The following is a 20,722-nucleotide window of genomic DNA, read 5'->3' as shown; positions in this document are numbered from 1 at the left end:
CGGCCTTTTCTTTTGGGGATGCGTCCCTCCATATTGACACGTGCAAAGCCGATTGCTACGCTTTTGTCAGCATGACACGCAAGTCAAAGGGGGAAATGATATGGCTCAAGATTTCACACGGGCGTATGCGGAAACACGCGACGCCAGCGACTCGCTCGCACCATTCCGGGGAGAATTTTATTTGCCGCAAGACGGCATTTATATGGACGGTAACTCACTCGGCCTGTTATCGAAACGGGCCGAACGGACGTTACTCGAATCACTGAACGATTGGAAAGAGCTCGGAATCGATGGCTGGATGTCGGGACGCCACCCATGGTTCAACTTGTCAGAACAATTGGCCGCACTTAACGCCCCGCTCGTCGGAGCAAGAGCCGAAGAAGTGATGGTCACCGGGTCGACGACGGTCAACTTGCACCAACTTGTCGCCTCATTCTTTAAACCGGAAGGCAAGCGGACGAAAATTTTAGCCGACACACTCACCTTCCCATCTGATATTTACGCTTTGAAGAGTCAACTCGAGCTCCGTGGACTCGACCCGAGTGAACATTTGGTCCAAGTCTCGAGCCCGGACGGACGCTACTTGAAGGAAGAAGACATCATCGCAGCGATGACAGACGACATCGCCTTGATCGTCTTGCCGACCGTCCTCTATCGCAGCGGACAAATCCTCGATATGGCCCGTCTCACCAAGGCGGCGCATGAACGGGATATCTTGATCGGCTTGGACGCCTGCCATTCGGTCGGCGCCATCCCACACGCATTCCACGACTGGGGTGTCGACTTTGCCTACTGGTGCAACTATAAGCATTTGAATGGCGGACCTGGCAGCGTCGGCGGTCTATTCGTTCACGAGCGTCACTTCGGGACGACGCCTGGTCTTGCCGGTTGGTTCGGTTCACGCAAAGATAAACAGTTCGACATGGATCATACGATGACGCCGGCCGATGACGCCGGTGCGTTCCAAATCGGGACGCCGCACGTCTTGAGCCTGGCCCCGCAACTTGGTGCCCTCGAGATGTTCAATGAGATCGGGATGGACGCCATCCGCGAGAAATCGCTCGCCTTGACGACGTATATGACCGCACTGATTGACGAAGTGCTCGCACCATACGGCTTCGTTATCGGCAGTCCGCGCAACGAGACACAACGTGGTGCCCATTTGAGTCTCGAACACCCTGAGGCAGCCCGCATTTGTAAAGCGCTCAAACAGCATCGCGTCATCCCGGACTTCCGGGCCCCGAACATCATCCGCCTCGCACCGGTCGCGCTCTACAACACGTTCACCGATGTGTATGATGTCGTGATGACGTTACAGACAATTATGGAAAACAAAGAATACGAGGCGTTCGAGAACGTCCGCGAAGTCGTGGCCTAAGGAGAAACAATATGAGTGAACGGATTGAACACAAAGTCGAGCAATCGATTCAGACAGACTTTTCGAAAGACATGTCGTACGGTGACTATTTGCAACTCGACCCGATTTTATCGAGTCAGCACCGCTTATCGGATCATCATGACGAGATGCTGTTCATCATCATCCATCAGACGAGTGAGCTGTGGATGAAATTGATTTTGCATGAACTGACGGCGGCCGTGACCGCCATCGAGACAGGAGAGCTCGAGCGTTCGTTCAAGATGCTCGCCCGTGTCTCGAAGATTCAACAACAGCTCATCCAGTCGTGGAGCGTGCTCGCGACATTGACTCCGGCTGAATATTTGGAGTTCCGCGACAAACTCGGTTCGTCTTCTGGTTTCCAATCGTACCAAAATCGCCAAATCGAGTTCGCGCTCGGCTTTAAAAATGCACGTACGCTCAGCGTCTACGCCCATGACGAGAAACTGTACCCGCTTCTCGAGGCGTCGCTACAGGCACCGAGCATCTATGATATGACCGTCCACGAAATGCACCGCCGTGGCCTTGCCATCGATGACGCCGTGCTCAACCGGGACGTCACGAAGGACTGGGACTGGAACGAGAGCGTCGAAGCGGCTTGGGCCGAGGTGTACCGGGACGTGGACAAGTACTGGGACTTGTATGAGCTCGGAGAGAAACTGCTCGATATCGGCAGCCAGCAGCAGATGTGGCGCTTCAACCATATGAGCACCGTCGAACGGATTATCGGTCAAAAGATGGGGACGGGTGGATCGTCAGGCGTCAATTACTTGCGCCGCGTCCTCGACCACCGTTTCTTCCCTGAACTTTGGACTGTCCGGACAAAACTGTAAGGAGGACGAACACGATGACATGGATTGATGTTTCGCAACCGCTCGAAGACACGATCACGACATGGCCAGGCGACACGGCGTTCCGTTACGAGATCGCGTGGCCGATGGCCGATAGCGGTTCGGTCAACGTCGGGAAAGTGACGATGAGCCTGCATACTGGAACGCATATCGATGCCCCGTTCCATTTCGAGGACGCCGGACAGCGCGTCATCGATCTCGATCCCGGGCTCTATATCGGTCCGGCCCGGGTCATTCATCTCCCTGGACACGAACGAATCGAAGCGACGGACTTGGACGGTTTTGACTTGACCGGCGTCGAACGGTTGATTTTCAAGACCGACGGCTGGCCAAACAAGCAGGAATTCCCGAGCCACATCCCTGAACTCACGCCTTCACTTGCCGACCGTCTCGGCGAACTTGGGATTTACTTGATCGGTCTCGATTTGCCTTCGGTCGACGCGATCGACAGTAAAGAGATGGCGGCGCACCACGCGCTCGCCCGCAACGGGGTCCACATTCTCGAAGGACTCGTCCTCGACCATATCGCCCCTGGTGATTACGAATTGAACGCCGTGCCGCTCCCGATCGTCAAAGGTGACGGCAGTCCGGTGCGCGCGCTCTTGCGTTCACTCGATTAAACAAACACCCCTTCGCTCGAAGGGGTGTTTTCAGTCTTCCTGCATGACCTCACTCGAACTTTTACGATGGTCGAACCGTTTCGAGATTTGCACTTTGTAAGCCATGTTCGCCTCATAGTCTTTCGAGAACACACCAGCGTACAACAGGTCGAGCAGACAATGAATCGAATCGTTCGTCGTGAAGCTCCCAATTTTCGAGTAGAGGCGCTCACGGGTCGTCAAACGGAGCGTGCAGTCGGCCTGATGCGAGATCGCGTTCTCTCCGAGACTCGTCAAGGCGAGCACCGGCACACGTTGTTTCTTTAAGTAAGGGATGAGTCCGACCGTATAATCACTTTCCCCCGTATAGGAGATCAGGAGCGCACACGTCGTTTCGTCCGAGTTGGCCGCCTCGAATTCGGCATCGAATTCACAGAGGCTGACTTGTTTGCCGATCCGGTTCATCTTTGACTTGAAGTCGTGACAGAGCAACAAATTATGGATGACAGAAAAGACCTTGATATGGCGCGCTTCACTCAACATCGTTACGGCCTGCTCGTATGCCTCATGATCGAGCAACGACAGCGTGTCCTCGATCGTCATCTGTTTGAGGGCCGCCAGCTTGTTCGCCACAACCATCAAGTTATCCTTAGCCGAGAATGGCTTATTGGCATCGATATCCGAGAAGTGACGATTCAAATACTCGATTTCCTCCAAAAACTGTTCCTTCAACTCGAGCCAACCCGTGAACTCCAATTTCATGGCGATGCGACTTAACATCGACGGGTGCGTATACGTTGCCTCGGCGATTTGTTTCATCGTCTTATCGTGGATCCGCTCCCGCTCGACGAACAAATAGTCGATGACGGCCCGTTCTGATTTCGAGAACAGGTCTTGCTTCATTTTCTCGGTCAATAGCATGTCCGGTCTCCTCTCGTGAATTGAATTCACAAAAATAAATGTCTATATGTTTCTTTTTGTAAACGCTTTCGGAGTTGCCTGTAAATCTATTGTGTTCATTTTTCTATATTTTATACTGAATAAGAAATGAGAAGATACATTCAGCGCTGATATTCATTTACACATCTGAGACTATTTTGTGAACAAACGAGGAGGAGATTGGAATGACAACGGGAATCAAGCTCGTCACCATCGGGGGCGGCAGCAGCTACACACCAGAATTGATGGAAGGGTTCATCAAGCGTTACGAAGAGTTACCGATTCGTGAGATTTGGCTCGTCGATATCGAGGCCGGCCAAGACAAACTCGACATCGTCGGACAGATGGCGCAGCGGATGTGGGACGCTTCTCCGTATGACGTCAAAGTACATCTGACGCTCGACCGTCGAGAAGCGTTACAAGATGCCGACTTCGTCACGACACAGTTCCGTGTCGGTTTGCTCGACGCCCGCATCAAAGACGAACGGATTCCGCTCTCGTACGGTATGGTCGGTCAAGAGACGAATGGGGCCGGCGGTATCTTGAAGGCGTTCCGTACCATTCCTGTCATCCTCGACATCGTCGAAGACATGAAACAGCTCTGTCCGGACGCCTGGCTCGTCAACTTCACGAACCCGAGCGGAATGGTGACCGACGCGGTCATCCGGTACGGCAAATGGGACAAAGTCATCGGACTGTGCAACGTGCCCGTCAATGCGATGATGGCAGAACCAGAACTGATCGGCAAGAAACCGGAAGAGTTGATTTACTCGTTCGCCGGATTGAACCATTTCCACTGGCACCGCGTCCACGACGTGAGCGGACAAGACGTGACACGCGACATCATCGACAAGATGTATGACGGCGATTCGGGGATTCCCGCCAATATTCACGACATGCCGTTCTTCCAAGAACAACTGCAACAGATGAACATGATCCCTTGCGGCTATCACCGGTATTACTATCGTGCCGAGGAAATGCTCGCCCACATGCTCGAGGAATATCGGGACCCGGCCGTCGGCACGCGGGCCGAGCAAGTGAAGCAGACGGAAGCGGAGCTATTCGAGCTGTACAAAGACCCGAACCTCGACCATAAACCGGAGCAACTATCTAAACGCGGTGGCGCCCACTATTCGGACGCGGCGTGTGAGACGATCGCCTCGATTTACGCCAATAAGAACACACATATCGTCGTCTCGACGAAGAACAACGGGGCCGTCCCTGATCTCGCCCCGGACGACGTCGTCGAAGTGTCCACCTATATCGGTGCGACCGGTGCGAAACCAATCGCGTTCGGCACGCTCGCCCCGGCTGAAAAAGGATGGCTCCAAGTTATGAAGAACATGGAGCTGTGCGTCGAAGAAGCGGCCGTGACCGGTGACTACGGGCTCGCCCTTCAAGCGTTCATCATCAATCCGCTTATCCCGAGCGGCGAGACCGCGAAACGGGTGCTCGATGAACTGCTCATCGCCCATAAAGATTACTTGCCGCAGTTCGCCGATAAAATCGCTGAACTTGAAGCGAACGGCGTCACGATCAAAGACGAAGTCATTCAAGCGCTCCAACCTGTCGAGCACGCATAAATAAAAGCCAGCGTGTCGATTTGCGACGCGCTGGCTTTTATTCACGCTTTAACACGTTCGTACTCCTCTTTCGTCACGACGTAAATGAGGCTCTGCACAGTGCGCCCATCCAAGCGCGTCAACTGCTGAGACGTCGTGAACGCGTACGTGAAGCCTGTCTTCTCGACGACGCGGCGCGACTGGTCGTTGAAGTCGAAATGACCGCACCAAATGCGTTCAAGTCCGAGGTCGTCAAAACCGTGCCGCATCACTTCGTGGACGGCCTCCGGGATGTACCCTTGCCCCCAATGGTCCGGGCTGAGAACATACCCGATCTCGCGCTGCCGGTCATGCTGAATCTCAGGGTCCGGTCGGCGGTCGTGCAACCCGAGGCTGCCGATCAACTCACCTGTCTTTTTCAGTGTGATGGCCCAGACGTCTTGGTCTTGTTGGAACAGTCGGATGACGTCACGCGTCTCCTCGACCGACTGGTGCGGCGCCCATCCCGCTTTCGGTCCGACCCGCTCGTCTTGCGCGTATCGAAACATCTGTTCAGCGTCCTCGAGCTGAAACGCCCGCAACCGGAGCCGGTCTGTATCAAGTTGAATCATCTTGTTCTTCCTTTCTGTCGTTTCCCTCGGATTCGTTCCGGGAATGAATCCATAAGGAGGGATGACGATGCCATTTGATTATGATTTAGATTTTGAAACGATTGATTTCCGCGAACACCCCGAGCTGTATCGAGTCGGACGCGGCGAACAAGGCGTCCTGCTCGTCGAACCATATAAAAGTGAGATTCTCCCCTATTGGCGCTTCAAGACGCCAGACATCGCCAAACAGTCCGCCGATGAGATCATGGAGCTGTTCGAAAAATACCGGGCCAACGATGATTTCGTCGGAATGGATATGGCCCGCAAATTCATCCAGATGGGCTATACCCGGGCGAGACGTTACGCCAACTATAAAGGCGGACGAAAATATAAGGACGACGGCGATCTCCACGACCGACAAATCGACGAGGAGAAAGCGGAATCGGCCCGCATCTTCAAAGAGCGATGGGACCAGCTTCGGGCAGATGAAGACTATTTGAAGCGAAAGAAAGCCCATCAGAAACAGTACGGCTGATTATCGGGTCATGACGAGAAAACGGGTCGCCCCTTTTTCAAACGAAGTGACCTGTCGAAACCCGAGCTGCTCATAGAGATGGATGGCCCGCTCATTGAACGCGGCCACCGTCAACCGGAGCGGTTTGCCTTCGTGCGCCGCTTCTTGCATCACCAACCGGACGAACGTACGCCCGTGCCCCCGTCCCGTTCGATCCGGATGCATGCCGAGCCCGAGGTCGACGCATGTGTCATCGTAGACGTATGTATCGTTCGGCACTTGTGCATACGTGCCGAGACAATAGAAACCGATCAACGCCTCGTCATGGACGGCCCGATACGCCATCAGTTCATCCGAAGCTTCTTGGTTATAGAAATCATACGGTGCCTCGTACGTCCACGCTTGAATCGCGCGGGCGTCTTGCTGTGTCATCGGGCGAATATCCATGACAACCTCCTTTCTCACGTCTCTTTTTGTTCGTGCTCGTCGGCAAACATTCCTGTCTACATCAAAAAAGGATGGGTCGCCCCATCCTCACTTCCGTGTCCACGTCGCCGTGATGTCGACGTCGGCCGCATGCATCAAATTATGGATCGGACAACGAGCTTCGACGCCTTTCTGGAGCGCCGCAATCCGTTCATCCGATTCGGTCGTATCGAGGACGATGTTGACGTGTACTTTCTCAAAATACGTCCGTACTCCTTCAACGCCTTGGAAGCCGCGCGGGTCGAGCGTTCCTTCGGTCACGAACGTCACCCCGTCGTAGTTGAAATCTTGGTCTTGCGCCACGTAGGCAATCATGATTGTCGTACACGACGACAATGCCCCGAGCAAATATTCGAGCGGGTTCGGACCGGCGTCCGTCCCGCCGAGACGTTCCGGTTCATCGACGACGAACGGTTCGAGGTCACGCACATGCACCGTCGTCTTCACACTCGTCGCTTCCCCTTCGGCTCGCATCGTCACTAACGGTTTTTCAGTCATATTGTCTCCTCCTCTATCAAGTTGCCATCTTCATTCTCGTTCCCGTTATTTCGGTCCATGTAACACTTCGTCATAAATCGCATAGTCGTTTTTACCGTGTTGCTTGATTTGATACATCGCTTGATCGGCTTTATGAATGAGCGTGTCCAAGTCCGCCCCTTGATCCGGTGCGACACTGACCCCGATGCTCGCTCGAATCGGAATCGTCTCCCGTCCGAGCCGGAACGGCCGCTCCGTCAGTAGCAACTGCAAGCGCTCGACGAACGCAACGATGTCATCTGCATCGACGTTCGGCACATACATATAGAACTCATCCCCACCGACGCGCGAGGCCAGTCCTGCTTCCGGCGTCGCCATCTCAAGCAACTCACCGAGATGAATGAGAAAATCATCGCCGACTTGGTGGCCGTACGTGTCGTTGATTCCTTTAAAGCCGTCGAGGTCGATGACGACAAGCGCAGGACACGATGATGCTCGAAGCGCTCGGACCGCTTAAGGGCATACATCAATAATAGAATCACAAGAAAATGAAACACGTTACCGACGGTCATCGTCGTCAAATAAGACGCGTTGAACTCAGGATAAATCCAGACACCGACTTGGTCGAAACGCTGACTGTTCAAGATGTTCTCTTGACGGATGAACGTCAACGCGACCGGGACGAGCGGCAAATAAATGGCATACGGATAAATCCATCTCGGTAACTTCGCCCCGACGCCCGTCACTTTGACAATGAAGTGGACCGAACAGACGAAAATCAAAATTCCGGCGTTACCGAACCAATACGTCAAGAGCAAGGTGGCTCAATAGAAAAGCCGGAAGCAAGTAAACGGCCATATAGAGAAATAATGCGGTCATGGATAGACCCCTTTCTTCTAACAAATCCATCTCTTACTTTCTCTATCGGTCGAAGCGAATCCTTTGTCGAGTTCACGGACACATCCATACAAAAAGCGAGCGGAACCAAGTCCGCTCGCTGTCGTCATCTCGTTTATAATGTGTCCTCAATCGCCGTGTCACCTTTGACGAGGTCAATCGCTTGATTGTGGGCTGCGTCATGACCAATGAGATGTGCCAAGAAGGCCGCCACGTCTGCACGCGGAATCTCACCAGTCGATACGTCGCCCGTCTTCACTTTGCCGGTACCGGCGTCATCTGTGAGAGCGCCCGGACGGACGATCGTATACGTAAGCCCGCTCTCCTCGAGCAGACGATCCGCATGATGCTTCGCGACATAATATGGTTTCATCTCTTCCGGCCATGCCGAACGATCTTCCGCCTTCAAGGCGCTGACCATGACGAACTGTTTAACATTCCCGTTCTTGGCAGCCTCGATACTTTTCGCCGCGCCGTCCAGGTCGATCAACAACGTCTTGTCGGCTCCAGTGCTACCACCCGAACCGGCCGCGAACACGATCACGTCCATGCCAGACATCGCCTGTTCAAGTGACGACACGTCACCTTCGAGGTCGCCCAACACCGCCTGATAGCCTTTCGATGTAAAGTCGTCGAGTTGGTCTTGTTTCCGCACCATCGCCGTGACTTGATGCTTCCCTTCCTCGTGCAATCGTTCGACGAGCTGTTTCCCAATCTGTCCATTCGCGCCAATTACAAATACGTTCATCTGTCTTCCTCCTCGATTTGAATTCAGAGACAAGCGAAACGCCGTGTGGCCATGGCCACATCCGGTGCAGAAGCGATGGCCGATATGACGGCGACGCCGTCCGCCCCGTCTTGCCGAATCATCGGGACGTATTCCGGTAAAATGCCACCAATCCCCACGATTGGCAGCTCTCGATACATGGCTCGAACTTGGCGAATGAGCACCGTCCCATTGACTGCCCCGGCGTCTGCTTTCGAGTTCGTCGGGTAGACCGGACCGATGCCGACGTAATCCGCATAGTCGATCGCCGCAGCCGCTTCTTCGAGCGTATGGACGGAGACACCGAGCCATTTGCCCGGACCGATTCGTTCGCGAACGCGTGCGGCATCGGCGTCGTCTTGCCCGATATGCACGCCATCCGCATTGATGCGCTCTGCCAAGTCGACGTCGTCATTGATGATGAACGGGACGTTGTACGAGCGGCAAAGTGTTTGCAACGCTCTCGCCATCGCTTCTTTTTTATCCCCATACAGTGCCTCTTTACCTTTTTCGCGAAATTGGAAACATGTCACGCCACATCGGAGCGCCGTTTCGACCGTCTGGAGTATGTCTTTCGTGTTCGGTGTCCCGCATACGAAGTAAAGCCGTAACTGTTCAGCGAGTGCCCGCCTTGATGGATTCAATCGTCACGCCCTCCTCTCCATACGCCACATATGCCCAATGGTTCGTCGGTCCGTGTCCGGCGCCGATCTCGAGGCCATGGGTGATGGCGCTTTGAATGAACCGCTTCGCCGTCACCGCCGCCTCCATGATGGAACGACCTTTGGCAAGTTCCGCTGTAAGCGCCGCCGAAAATGTACAACCTGTTCCGTGTGTATCGCTCGTCTGGATGCGCGGGGCCGAGAGGAGGAACACTTCTGACTCCGTCATGATCAAGTCTTCGGCAGTTTCACCTTCGAGATGGCCGCCTTTTAAAATAACCGCGCGCACACCGTACGCTAACATCCGCCGAGCCGCCTCGAGACGATCATTAAACGATCGAATCGTCAAACCGGTCAGCACTTCCGCTTCCGGCACGTTCGGCGTGACGACTGTCGCGAGTGGCAACAAGGAGGTCTTGAGCGCATCGACCGCCGTGTCCTGTAAAAGCGGGGCCCCTCCTTTCGCAATCATGACCGGGTCGACGACGAGTCGGTTGAAGACATGACGTTTCACCCCGGTAGCGACCGCCTCGATGCGCGCCGCATCAAATAACATCCCGGTCTTACATGCTGCGATCGAAAAGTCCGAACCGATTGCATCGAGTTGTTGCGTGATGAGTTCCGGCGACACTGCTTCGACCCCATGCACCCCACGCGTATTTTGAGCGGTGACGGCCGTCAGAACGCTCGTCCCGAACACGCCGAGCTCTTGAAACGTCTTCAAATCAGCTTGGATTCCCGCTCCCCCGCCAGAGTCCGAACCGGCAATCGTCAATACTTGCGGCCGCATCATAACACCACCTCAATACGGTCGCTCGGCAACTCGACGGCCGTCATCTTGCCGAGTTCATTCAAGAAATGAACGGGGAAGTCGCCCGGTCCGTCCGCCAAAGTGGTAGCCAGTTCGCCGCACCGGGCATATCCGGCGAGCGCTGTCGCCGTTGCCGTAACCGCATCCCGTTCGACCGCAAGGAACGCACCGACGACCGCACTGAGTAAACAACCGGTCCCTGTCGTCCGGGCCATTGCTGCGGTGCCGCCTTTGATTTCAATCGTCGCGTCCCCGTCGCTGACGACATCCGTCTCTCCGGTCACGGCAACGACACAGTTGTAGCGTCGTGCCGCCGCGCGCGCGATGTGATTCAAATCAACCCGCGTTTCCCCAGCGTCCACGCCGCGCGCCGCCGCGTCGAGACCAATCAATGTCGCGATTTCTCCGGCATTGCCTCGGATGACCGTCACGCGGACGTGTTGCAAAATGGATGTAGCGACGTCACGTCGAAACGCGGTCGCCCCGACACCGACCGGATCGAAGACGACCGGCCGGCTCGATTCATTCGCCGCCTGTCCGGCTCGAATCATCGTACGTTCCGTCGTCGCATCGAGTGTGCCGATATTGAGTACGAGCGCATCGCTCGCAGACGCCATGTCCGCGACTTCTTCGACGGCTGACGCCATCACCGGCGCAGCGCCGATGGCGAGCAACCCGTTCGCCGAAAAGTTAGCGACGACGATATTCGTAATGTTATGGATGAGTGGCCGTTCGGCTCTGACTTTGTCCCATAAGTCGCGCTTCATCGTGTCACCCCCGCCGGTAAATCCCACGACTCGAGCGTCCACGCCATTTCCCAAAACGCATGTTCATAATAACAACTCTTCAAGAACAGCTGTTGATACCGGACCCGTTCTTCCGCTGTCGCTTGTCCGGCGAGCACGTCGAGCCGTTCAATCTGTTCCTCGACGAGATCGCGGAACCATTCCGAACCGTACGTCGCAATCCACGTCGCATAGATCGGATGATCGGGTGTGGCATCTTTCATTCGTTCCCCAATCTCATAATAGACCCAGTAGCACGGCAAAATCGACGCGAGCACGTCGCCGAGCGTCGGACCGGCCTGTTGCATATGGAGCGCATAGGCGTAAGCCGTTGGAGCGGGCTCAAACGTTGCCCACTCTGCCTCCGTCACGTCGAGCAAGGTGAAAAACTCACGGTGCAACGCATGCTCCGCTTCAATCGTATGAAGCGCATGCGTCAAAAAGCGGCTCGCTACTTCCATGTTCGGGGCGAGGGTCGCGCCTTTCGCCTGCACTTTGGAGAACTGGTTCAAATAATATGAGTCTTGCATGACGTAATGCCGAAATTTCGCCTCGTCGAGTTCACCCGTTCCGAGCTCGCGGACGAACGGATGGTCAAAGCTGGCTTGAAACAAGGCATCGGCCTCTTGTCGAAGATGTGCGGTGAATGTCATTCTTGTCTCCTCCTTTGTAATAAAAAAAGACGCCGCCTCCCATAACGGAAGCGGCGTCGGATTTACACAAAGTGTACGAGAACAATCGGTTCGCCCACTTCCCTACGCTAGCGTGAACTAGATCAGGTTCAAAGGGTCTGGACCTCGTCCATCTCAGCCGCGTCACGCGACTCCCCTAGTGGTAAACATTATGAAATTCGGTCGTCTACGACCACATCATATCAGTCTTTATCTTTGTTGAAAACCCTTTATCGCGAGAAGTGACGGTTCAACAACGTCCCCATTTGGGAGAACCGTTCGGTACCAAGCTTGCGTCGATTCGAGGCCGCGAACACGTAATAATCGACTTTGCCCATGTAATAGATCAAACGCAGGCCGGCCAAGAAGAACGTGATTGTCGTGCTGACGGCAAAGCCGACGCCGTACCAATCGATGCCGCGCGGCAAGAGCAAGAGCGTGAACAACGCATTCAACGTGAAGAACGAGATGTTGACGAACAATGCCCCGCGTCGATCCTCGAAATAGAGCAACAACAACGTCAAGATGAGAATCATCGCGTTCGCGAACGCCGCGAGCGTCGTCATCCGAAAGATTTGACCGATCTCATCCGGGACGCCGATCCAACCGACGAACACGCCTGCCATGAGGATGGCGAACAACGTCACGACGCCTTGGCTGCGCGCGAGTCGAATCAACTCATTTTTCAGCACCGACGTCATCGTCTGTTTCGCCTTCTCGATTTGATGGAGCGCCCCGCCGTAGTTGATCAATCCATAAAACGTGCGATAGCGCTCATAAAACCGGGTCTCGACGGCGACGATGAACAAGAGCTGCGTCGGGATGATCGTCAAGTAGGACCAAAAGATGGCCGTGTCATAATACGGGTTGAACAAGAACGAGTCCGCGATGATCACACGTCCTTCACCGAACCAGATGATAAAGTTCGTGACCCAAATCCCGAGCACGTACAACACGCCGATGGCGAACAAGTCTGGATAGCGGTCGAAGTACTTGAAGTACGAGAACTCTTTCACCGCGTAACGGAGCGGGAACGTCCGGAGCATCGCGAAGAACAACCCGAACAACGTCACAATCATCCCGACCGTGAAACCGAGCAACAGCTCGAGACTCGACGGATTGACCATGAGACGGCTAATCGCATAGACGCTCCCGACCGAGATGAGTCCGCCGAGCAAGAAGCTATAGGCCACCGCTTGATAATACTTGGCGGCACTCAAGAACAAGAACATGACCCAGATGACATTGATCGTCATGAATAAAATGAACAACGTCAGTTTGTACAGAAAATCGAGCGGCGACAATAGCCAAAAGATACTGTACAGAATCGTCGCGGCGAGGATCGTCACTTTGAGCATCCCGGTGAAGACCGGGAAAATTTCATGCGCTTTCTTCTCATAAAACAAGTCCGCCACATATCGGGTGACGACGAGCTGTTGGAAGCTGAACAAGATTTGCGAGAAGATGAACGCGTACGAGACCGAGATCATGAAAAGCGTCCGTTCGGCGAGCGATAACGTCGGCATTTGGAACGCCAACCATTGAATCGTCCCGACGACCAAGATGACGATCAACCACGGTCCGGATGTGACGAGGCCCGAGAACGTGTACGCCTTCAACCTGGACGAATAGTAGTCTTCTTGGAACAACTTCTGCAGCTTAAACCCGATGCCCGCCATACTGTTCCCTCCTCGTTTCATAGATGGCTTTGTAGCGGTCCACGACTTGTTGGAGACGATAGTATTGGCGGACCCGCTCCCGCCCGTTCTTACCGAAACGCATCCGCTCCTGCGGATAATCCATCATCCACTCGACCTTGTCTGCGACCGCTTCCGGATGAACCGGGGGCACGATAAACCCGGCTGGACCGAACGGGTCGTCTTCTCGTCCATACAGGAGCTCGGAACAAGCCCCGACATCGGTCGCGATCCACGGGATGCCGGCTGCCATGCCTTCAAGAATCGCGAGCGGTTGACCTTCCGAGATACTCGTCAACAGAAGTAAATCAAACTTCGGCAAATAGGCTTGGACATCAACCTTTCCAGCGAGCTCGACATAATCGGTCAGCCCGCTCTGTTCGATGAGCAACCGGCACTCTTCCGCATATTCCTCATCCTCATCGAGCGGTCCCATGATCGTCAGCTTGAACAGACGATGCCGCTCCTGCAAAATCTTGGCGGCGTAAATCATCGTCTTCAAATCTTTGATTGGCACCAAGCGGACGATGGCCCCGATTTGAAAGAGATCGTGCTCCGGGCGATCGACCGTCGCCTGGATTTGTCGATCGGCGATGCCGTTGGCGATAATTTTCGTCTTCTCGCTCGGGGCGCCGATCCACTCCTGATATTCGCGGTTCCGCTCGAACAAGGTGATGATCTCATCGGCCGCGTTATAGGCCTCACGCGACAAATGGTGAAAGAAACGGACCCACCTCGGCTTATACGGCGCTGGAATCCAATACGACTGTAGAATCTCCTCTTCGCGTTCCCGCGAGTAGATGCCGTGCTCCGTCAAGATGAACGGAATCCCTTGCGTCTCTTTCATGTAGGACGCGACCACACCGGCATAACCCGTTGACACGGAATGAACGAGGTCGACTTTCGGGAGCGGTTGATGGAGCACCCGTAAAATCGGAGTGTACATACTCTGCCACATCCAGAAATAGTCGATGAACGAACCTCCGTTCATTTCCTCGGCGTAGGCCGCCTTGACATTTTTCCAAAAGAACTCGCTTGCGAAAAACGCCTGACTTGAAGGCACTTCTTTCCCAAGCAAACGAAGCGCTTGCCGGTTCGGACTTTTCAACATGAGCCAGTCCGATACGTTCTGTTCGTCCTCAGCGCCCCACTTTAATCGCCCTTTCGCCCGCTCACCCAAGTCGCTCAAATACAAGTGGGTGATCCCTGAAACGTTCGGTGGGAACACATATTTCATCTCTTCCGGACGCTTCTCTGTCGGTTGAATCGAAATGATTTCAAACGACACTTCGGGCATCGCCTCAATCAACGTCTGCGTCCAACTTGAGACGCCTCCGCTCACGTATGGATAACTGCCCTCTAATACGAGTCCGATTCTCATTGCGCTTCCCCCTTGATGGCGATTTCAGCGTTCGCCGATGTCAGTTCGACGAGGTAGAGCGGACGGTCGGCTTCCCATTGTTCGACCGTCCCAAAGTCAAACTCTCCCGTCTCAAGTGATTGGCCTGGTTTGAGGCGAATCGTGAAATGAGAGGGGTTGACGAGACCTTCCCCGGCCAAATAGACGGTCGACTCATCAAACGTGACGTTCAAATCAGCTTGTTGGTATGTGATCATCTTTTCGGTCGCGTAGTGTTGCGTATATGCCTCGAGGTGCGGATATTGATCTTTCACGTCGTGGACGATTTTGCGAAGACTCACGAACATCGTATCCCAATCCCGACCGAAGGCCCGGTCGGGGTCGATGACATCATCCGGGTGAATGAAGTGGGAAAACACACCGAAGTTGGCGATTGCATCGACTATTTGGAAAATCGATCCGCGCTCTTCCCCGTAATCGCTGGTCACACGCGGGAAATGGTACAAGTTCGGATGCGTCGCATCAAATTCGAATTCTTGGACGAAGTCCCCGCTCTCCGGCTCCCCGGTGTAGAGCGAAGCAATCGTGCGCAGTTCTGGCAACGCTTCGGCGATCGCATCGACCCCAGTCCGGTTGAGCGCGTTCGACGGCGGGACATATGACTTGAGCGTTTCAGCCGGGAAATAATTCTCAAACACGGACTCGGCTTGAAGCAATGACCGTTTCATCTCGTCTTTATCTTGCCAGGGGATGTACCCGTACGTCGGGTCAATCGGTTCATCGGCCGTGACGAGCGACTGGTGGTTATAGCCATGGAGTCCGATTTCCCCACCGTGGGCGATCAATTTGCGACCGAAGTAGAGCATTGGGAACTCACCCCGTTTGATCAACTGTTCGTCGACGAGCTCCATCTCCTCTTCATACGTCCCAATCATGGCACCCGTGTAAATCAAATCGTCGTCTTTCGCCAAATCGACCATATCTTCCCACCAATCCTCGGCGAAGAAATCTTTGACCGATTTATCGAGCGGGGTCGCGGACACGTCTTTCATTTTCCCATCCATGACCGGTGCCGGGAAATCATCGATGTACATGAGCTTGATCGCTGCTTGTGCCGTGACGAACGCCGGCGGCATCGTGCCGAGCGTCTGCACGAACAGACCGCGGATCATCTTTTGGTTGGTGATCGTCGTATTCCAATAAAGGACGTTCCCTTCGCCGACGCCGTATTCCCAAAGAATCGGGAATCCTTCGGCCGACAACATGACGTTGGCCTCGTCTGCAATCGCAAAATCGACGACACTATGGACAAATAAGTCGTCCGGTGGGTTCAAGTCAACATACCCAGGGAAAATCGTCTCTTCAAAATTTAGACCATACACGTCCGGTACGTACTCACCGATTTCTTCGATGCCGGTCAACGCGTTCCATGCCGGATCTTTAAACCGATTCGCAAAGACGAGGTTCCCGCCTTGTTCGACATAACGTTTCATTTCCACGAACGGCCATCTTGTCGTATCTTCACCCGTGAAAATGATGATGGTGTATGGAGATGGCGCAATCGATCCGACGGCGCCTGGGTTCACTTCGCGAACATCAAGTTTCGCATACTGCAGACCGTACAGCAGGTTGTTTGCCGTTTCGACCGCCAAATCACCTTCATCCCGGACGAGATAAACTTGTAGCTGATGCTCACCCGCTTTTGCCGAGGCATCACTCTTCAACTGGTCGATGTTCATCTGTTGCTCGGCGACGTTTGGCAACAACGTGTGTAGCGAGTGGATCCGTAAGTATTGAATCGCACCGACGACGACTAAAAATAAGACGATGAAGAGCGAGAAGGAGATTACAGTTCGTTTTTCCATGATGTCGTGTCACTCCATTCTTCAAACAACAGTCGGTACTCATACGGTACGTCCTCCAGTGAGAATTGGGTCTGCATCATAAACATGACCGCCTTCACTTCGTTCCAACGTTCGCGCTCATAATAGTAATTGATCAGCATCAGATGAGCCTCGATGCGTTCCGGGAAATGATGGACGTACTCTTTTAAGATGTTCAATTGCTCTTTGGGGCGCTCTAACGTGAGATAAATCTCGTTCAAGTCCTCGTAAATCCAAGGCGAAGGTGGATAGAGCGTCTTCGCTTTCAATAATTCCTCCAGCCATGCGCCTCGCTTGTCCTTCAACATGACCTCGGTGATGAGCTCACTATGGATCATGCGTTTATAAATCGTCGCAAGCCGTCGAATCGTGTCTGGATTACCTAAGTCGTATTCGCGTTTGGCGTGTTTCAATTCTTGTTCATATTGATCGATCAAGATGTTCATTGTCGCCGCGGCGTAGTGGACAGTCTCGCTGTCCGTGCTCTCAAGTCCCATCTGCAAATACTTGCCTTGCTGGTCAATCGACTGGTTGACGTGCGTCAAAATCGAGTGTTTGCGGATAGCCGGATCTTTCGAGTTGATGGCGTCGGTGAGCGGTAACAGATGACTGCTGCTGCTCGCTTCATGACGAATTTGTTCATAGTTGACGACCTTGAAGTCGATATAGTCGTCATAGTCTTCAATCAGACCGCTCCGACCGAACCGTTCAGCAAGCCGATACACCGCATAGACGGCAAGTTCGGCCAGAAACGGTAAGAACAGACCGAAGCTGAGCGCCGCCACCGCGACGCCATAATCCGGCGCTTTCATTCTTCGTTTCAACACGATCAATAATCCGAAGGCGAGCAGTGCATGAACGACATAAATCCCGATCAATACGAGACGAATGGTAGACTCCATCCCGTCACACTCCCTTCTGGATCAAAATCCCTTCGATCCGGTCATAGATCCGTTGACGGTGTTCTTCACTCGTTCCTGGGAGTAAGAGCAACAGCTTGTTCTCATCCGGGTCATACCCGACGACATCGATCTCCCGTAAATACGAATGGACGATGGCCTCGATACTCTCGAGTGAGACAGGCTCATACCCGAGCGGATATTCGAGGACGATATAAGGCTGTCCATGGTGAATCTTCTTTCGTTCTTGGATGGCGACGAGTTCTGTGAACGCTGTTTTCTTATAAAACGAGGTGCCTTTATGCATCTTCTCGTGCTGCTCTTTACGAATCAGGTTCTCGGCATTTTGAATGCGTGTGCCAATCCACGAGAAGAGGATGTTGAGAACGTGCAAGTCATCGGTCGTCAATTTCCGAAGCGGCAACCGTTTGATGACGACGACTTCTCGGGTCGTCCCGTCCACGATGATCGGTGCGAGCAACATCGGGTCCGTGTCCTCGTCGTCGAGTTGACGGAGCGTCGTCTCTTGCACTTGGAAGAACCGTTTGAACATACTCGACGCCTCATCGAGAAAAATCGTTTGTGGAAACTCTTTCTTGTCCGTTTGGCGAATCAAGAGGCGCATCGACTTCTGGGAACGGTCGACGTGGTAGATGGCGACGTCACTCGCGAGGAACGTTTTTTTCAATAGGCGAATCGTCTCGCTCCGAATCAATTCTGGATGCGGCAAATCAAGCGATACGGCCAGTTCATACAATTGGTTCAAGCTGTACTCGGATTGAAGTAGTTTTTGACGAAGTGTGGTTTGCGAAGTGTTGAGTAAATCGACGGTCTCTTTCAAATACGTGTTTTCATCTTTCAGTTCTTCGTTGCGGAACTGGCTGATTTCGTAACGCTCTCGAAATGAGGTGCTGAACAACCCGACGATGACAGTGATGGCGAAGTAGTAAAACAGTGTAAGAAGTGAGTTTGTATCGTAGAACAACAGGAAGATGTCTCCTCCCATTAAGCCGGTGTATAACACTTTATAGAGGAGCAAAATGCCGAAACTGATTAAGCCGAAAATCGTTCCATACCTGAGCGCGAACAGGATGGCGGCCACATAAAACAAGTTCAGTTCATTTTGAATCGTGCCTAGGCTGAAGAATAAATCGATTCCGATCAATAGTGCGAACACGACAAGAATCTCGACCCATTTGAGCCATGGACGGTCTTGAGCGTACAGAATGATAATCCCCTCCTCATGGATAACATCTCTTCAGTTTTAATGCGGGATGATCCCCTGCCCTCGGACAGGTATACATAGTCCCTTATCTTCCTTTCCCCTAATTACCCCCTAAAAATCCCACGTATTGTAATAAGTTGGTTCGTGATAATGGATGAATCCGTTCGCCTCGGCCATGTCCCGACTTGTCGCCTCTTCTTGGTCCGAGACGGTGAGGACGGCGATTCCATATTCGTCTTGAATCGCGTTCATTCGATCGAGCATCTCCATCGACCAAGAGTCAGACGTGATTTCCGTGTAGTTAAAGCCTTCCCACATGAAGCCTTCCACATAAGGCGCACTCGTTCGTTCGAGCGTCTCGATGCCCCAGTTTTGGACGACGGGGACGCCCGGGTATGCCTTTTCAATCGCTTGTAAAAAGGCCTCGAGCCCAGCCAACTGTTCTTCTAAGTCGTCCGGATAGTCGAGGTGGACGTCATCGATATCCCCGACCGTGTCGAGGAAAATTCCGTCCAGATGTTTATTGATGACTTGTTTTTGAATTTCACGGATTAAAATTTTACGGAAGTCGGACGAGCTGATATCCGTCAAATACGAATCCCATTTCGGGAAATAGATGCGTTCCCCGTCCCGATAGAAGAAATCGTCTTTGTCCATTTGGCCGATGAGCGCACGATTCCACGTATCTGCTTCCATCACGTTAATATAGCCGAGCACTTTCGTCCCGTTCGACCGAATCGCTTCAATCTGTTCCGTTGTATACCAAATCGGTTCGATGATGACGAGGTCGTATCGGGCCATGTCTTCAATGATCGCCTCGGTCGGCATGTTATAAAAAATCTTATAGGAATGGATCTCATCAAAATCAAACGGCTCTTTCGTCGTACATCCTCCTAAACAGAAGATGAACAATAAGCCGCTCACTAGACATCGTCGCACTCGGACACCTCCTTGTTGAATGAATCCGTCTTGGTGTGAATCGGTCCGTTTGACGGTGAACGATCAGGGAAACAACATAATACAGACTATCACAGAAGGGAGAAATGGGCGTGAATACCATTTTATTGACGATTGCCCTATTATTCGTCGGCTTGAACGTGTTTACCTTCTTTCGGCGCCAAACGTATAGACAGACCGGCTTCGATATGCGCTTGTTCAGCCATTTGTTCGTCAGCCTACTCGGCGTCATGATCGGGTTTGCCTTGATTTACTACGCGCTCTCACGCGATGGCGTCATATTGGTGACGTCACTCGAGACGATGAACGCGGTCGATCCGAACTGGCGCAATCTGCTTTACTTCAGCGGGGTCACGTTGCTGTCTATCGGATTCGGCGACCTGCTGCCAATCGGTCCGGCCCGGTTGTTCGCCTTGCTCGAAGCGGCCATCGGGATTTTGTTGCCGACGGCATTTTTTGTAAAATCGATATACAAAAAAGAAGACTGAAGAAAACAGTCTTCTAACGTCCAGTAATCAGCAAATACATGTTGAAGGCGACAAGTCCAAGCGGAAATAAGGCCACGACTAAAATCGGCCATTTTTTCGTCCGGATGCCGACAAATAAAAGTAAACTCCCCACTAGGAGCGCGATGAACGTCGTATACGGATTCAAGCGTCATTCCCCCTTCTATAGAGGGGCTTTTCCCGACTCAA

Annotated in this window: 23 protein-coding genes and 1 riboswitch; of the genes, 6 read left to right on the top strand and 17 right to left on the bottom strand. The window is 53.3% G+C overall.

All coding sequences use genetic code 11. The annotated features are described in order from the left end of the window. Positions 1 to 100 precede the first annotated feature (100 nt). Genes kynU through kynB form a run of 3 tightly spaced genes read left to right on the top strand, consistent with a single transcriptional unit; the run spans position 101 to position 2,867 of the window. On the top strand, positions 101 to 1,378 hold the full coding sequence (gene kynU / locus KNP64_RS11930; RefSeq protein WP_214793526.1) for a kynureninase: 1,278 nt from the start codon (positions 101 to 103) through the stop codon (positions 1,376 to 1,378). An 11-nt stretch (positions 1,379 to 1,389) separates the two neighbouring features. Next, complete coding sequence (gene kynA, locus KNP64_RS11925; RefSeq protein WP_214711232.1) at positions 1,390 to 2,229, top strand: tryptophan 2,3-dioxygenase; 840 nt, start codon at positions 1,390 to 1,392, stop codon at positions 2,227 to 2,229. 14 nt (positions 2,230 to 2,243) lie between these two features. After that, positions 2,244 to 2,867 (top strand): arylformamidase, encoded by a 624-nt coding sequence (gene kynB, locus KNP64_RS11920; RefSeq protein WP_214793530.1) that lies wholly within the window; start codon positions 2,244 to 2,246, stop codon positions 2,865 to 2,867. 30 nt (positions 2,868 to 2,897) lie between these two features. On the opposite strand, the gene KNP64_RS11915 is transcribed toward kynB, so the two are convergent. Further along, on the bottom strand, positions 2,898 to 3,767 hold the full coding sequence (locus tag KNP64_RS11915) for a MurR/RpiR family transcriptional regulator (RefSeq protein WP_214793533.1): 870 nt from the start codon (positions 3,765 to 3,767) through the stop codon (positions 2,898 to 2,900). A 203-nt stretch (positions 3,768 to 3,970) separates the two neighbouring features. Between KNP64_RS11915 and KNP64_RS11910 the strand changes: the two genes are divergently transcribed. Beyond that, a complete protein-coding gene (locus tag KNP64_RS11910; RefSeq protein ID WP_214793536.1) occupies positions 3,971 to 5,368 on the top strand; it encodes a 6-phospho-beta-glucosidase in 1,398 nt (465 codons plus the stop codon). Positions 5,369 to 5,409: 41 nt separating this feature from the next. Here KNP64_RS11910 and KNP64_RS11905 read toward each other — a convergent pair whose 3' ends face one another. Continuing rightward, positions 5,410 to 5,958 (bottom strand): GNAT family N-acetyltransferase, encoded by a 549-nt coding sequence (locus tag KNP64_RS11905; RefSeq protein WP_214764459.1) that lies wholly within the window; start codon positions 5,956 to 5,958, stop codon positions 5,410 to 5,412. 67 nt (positions 5,959 to 6,025) lie between these two features. On the opposite strand from KNP64_RS11905, the gene KNP64_RS11900 reads away from it, so the two are divergent. Next, a complete protein-coding gene (locus tag KNP64_RS11900) occupies positions 6,026 to 6,472 on the top strand; it encodes a DUF4385 domain-containing protein (protein WP_214793539.1) in 447 nt (148 codons plus the stop codon). On the opposite strand, the gene KNP64_RS11895 is transcribed toward KNP64_RS11900, so the two are convergent. The 14 genes from KNP64_RS11895 to KNP64_RS11830 form a co-directional block, all read right to left on the bottom strand. Beyond that, positions 6,473 to 6,898: a GNAT family N-acetyltransferase gene (locus KNP64_RS11895; RefSeq protein WP_214793542.1), complete on the bottom strand. Its 426-nt coding sequence runs from the start codon at positions 6,896 to 6,898 to the stop codon at positions 6,473 to 6,475. Positions 6,899 to 6,985: 87 nt separating this feature from the next. Next, a complete protein-coding gene (locus tag KNP64_RS11890) occupies positions 6,986 to 7,435 on the bottom strand; it encodes an OsmC family protein (RefSeq protein WP_021065934.1) in 450 nt (149 codons plus the stop codon). A 45-nt stretch (positions 7,436 to 7,480) separates the two neighbouring features. Beyond that, entirely contained in the window at positions 7,481 to 7,858 is a 378-nt protein-coding gene (locus tag KNP64_RS14845; protein WP_371815594.1) for a GGDEF domain-containing protein, read from the bottom strand. A 568-nt stretch (positions 7,859 to 8,426) separates the two neighbouring features. Further along, on the bottom strand, positions 8,427 to 9,059 hold the full coding sequence (locus KNP64_RS11880; protein WP_214764460.1) for an SDR family oxidoreductase: 633 nt from the start codon (positions 9,057 to 9,059) through the stop codon (positions 8,427 to 8,429). Between the two features lie 23 nt (positions 9,060 to 9,082). Further along, the gene (thiE, locus tag KNP64_RS11875) at positions 9,083 to 9,721 is read right to left on the bottom strand and encodes a thiamine phosphate synthase (protein WP_214793545.1); all 639 of its coding nucleotides are present in this window, start codon (positions 9,719 to 9,721) and stop codon (positions 9,083 to 9,085) included. Next, a complete protein-coding gene (thiD, locus tag KNP64_RS11870) occupies positions 9,693 to 10,529 on the bottom strand; it encodes a bifunctional hydroxymethylpyrimidine kinase/phosphomethylpyrimidine kinase (RefSeq protein ID WP_214793548.1) in 837 nt (278 codons plus the stop codon). The genes thiE and thiD overlap by 29 nt, the downstream gene beginning before the upstream one ends. Beyond that, a complete protein-coding gene (thiM, locus tag KNP64_RS11865) occupies positions 10,529 to 11,317 on the bottom strand; it encodes a hydroxyethylthiazole kinase (RefSeq protein ID WP_138858634.1) in 789 nt (262 codons plus the stop codon). The genes thiD and thiM overlap by 1 nt, the downstream gene beginning before the upstream one ends. Next, a complete protein-coding gene (gene tenA / locus KNP64_RS11860) occupies positions 11,314 to 11,988 on the bottom strand; it encodes a thiaminase II (RefSeq protein WP_214709206.1) in 675 nt (224 codons plus the stop codon). The genes thiM and tenA overlap by 4 nt, the downstream gene beginning before the upstream one ends. Positions 11,989 to 12,070: 82 nt before the next feature. Next, positions 12,071 to 12,175: riboswitch (TPP riboswitch) on the bottom strand. Positions 12,176 to 12,236: 61 nt separating this feature from the next. Then, entirely contained in the window at positions 12,237 to 13,685 is a 1,449-nt protein-coding gene (gene pelG / locus KNP64_RS11855) for an exopolysaccharide Pel transporter PelG (protein ID WP_214793551.1), read from the bottom strand. Next, the gene (gene pelF / locus KNP64_RS11850; RefSeq protein ID WP_214793554.1) at positions 13,666 to 15,084 is read right to left on the bottom strand and encodes a GT4 family glycosyltransferase PelF; all 1,419 of its coding nucleotides are present in this window, start codon (positions 15,082 to 15,084) and stop codon (positions 13,666 to 13,668) included. Before pelF ends, pelG begins: the two co-directional genes overlap by 20 nt. Beyond that, positions 15,081 to 16,928, bottom strand: a complete 1,848-nt coding sequence (locus KNP64_RS11845; protein ID WP_214793557.1) for a DUF2194 domain-containing protein — start codon at positions 16,926 to 16,928, stop codon at positions 15,081 to 15,083. The genes pelF and KNP64_RS11845 overlap by 4 nt, the downstream gene beginning before the upstream one ends. After that, positions 16,910 to 17,848: a tetratricopeptide repeat protein gene (locus tag KNP64_RS11840; protein WP_214755981.1), complete on the bottom strand. Its 939-nt coding sequence runs from the start codon at positions 17,846 to 17,848 to the stop codon at positions 16,910 to 16,912. Before KNP64_RS11840 ends, KNP64_RS11845 begins: the two co-directional genes overlap by 19 nt. A gap of 4 nt (positions 17,849 to 17,852) precedes the next feature. Further along, positions 17,853 to 19,022, bottom strand: coding sequence for a GAF domain-containing protein (locus tag KNP64_RS11835; RefSeq protein WP_214711221.1), 1,170 nt, complete (start codon positions 19,020 to 19,022; stop codon positions 17,853 to 17,855). 159 nt (positions 19,023 to 19,181) lie between these two features. Further along, positions 19,182 to 20,009, bottom strand: a complete 828-nt coding sequence (locus tag KNP64_RS11830; protein WP_308162277.1) for a glycoside hydrolase family 191 protein — start codon at positions 20,007 to 20,009, stop codon at positions 19,182 to 19,184. Positions 20,010 to 20,113: 104 nt separating this feature from the next. Between KNP64_RS11830 and KNP64_RS11825 the strand changes: the two genes are divergently transcribed. After that, a complete protein-coding gene (locus KNP64_RS11825; RefSeq protein WP_084592883.1) occupies positions 20,114 to 20,515 on the top strand; it encodes an ion channel in 402 nt (133 codons plus the stop codon). 13 nt (positions 20,516 to 20,528) lie between these two features. On the opposite strand, the gene KNP64_RS11820 is transcribed toward KNP64_RS11825, so the two are convergent. Continuing rightward, on the bottom strand, positions 20,529 to 20,681 hold the full coding sequence (locus KNP64_RS11820) for a hypothetical protein (protein WP_034779628.1): 153 nt from the start codon (positions 20,679 to 20,681) through the stop codon (positions 20,529 to 20,531). Positions 20,682 to 20,722 lie beyond the last annotated feature (41 nt).

The sequence above is a fragment of the Exiguobacterium sp. s64 genome, from assembly GCF_018618035.1.
GTDB classification, from domain to species: domain Bacteria; phylum Bacillota; class Bacilli; order Exiguobacteriales; family Exiguobacteriaceae; genus Exiguobacterium; species Exiguobacterium mexicanum_A.
This window is presented reverse-complemented; position numbering and strand designations above follow the sequence as displayed.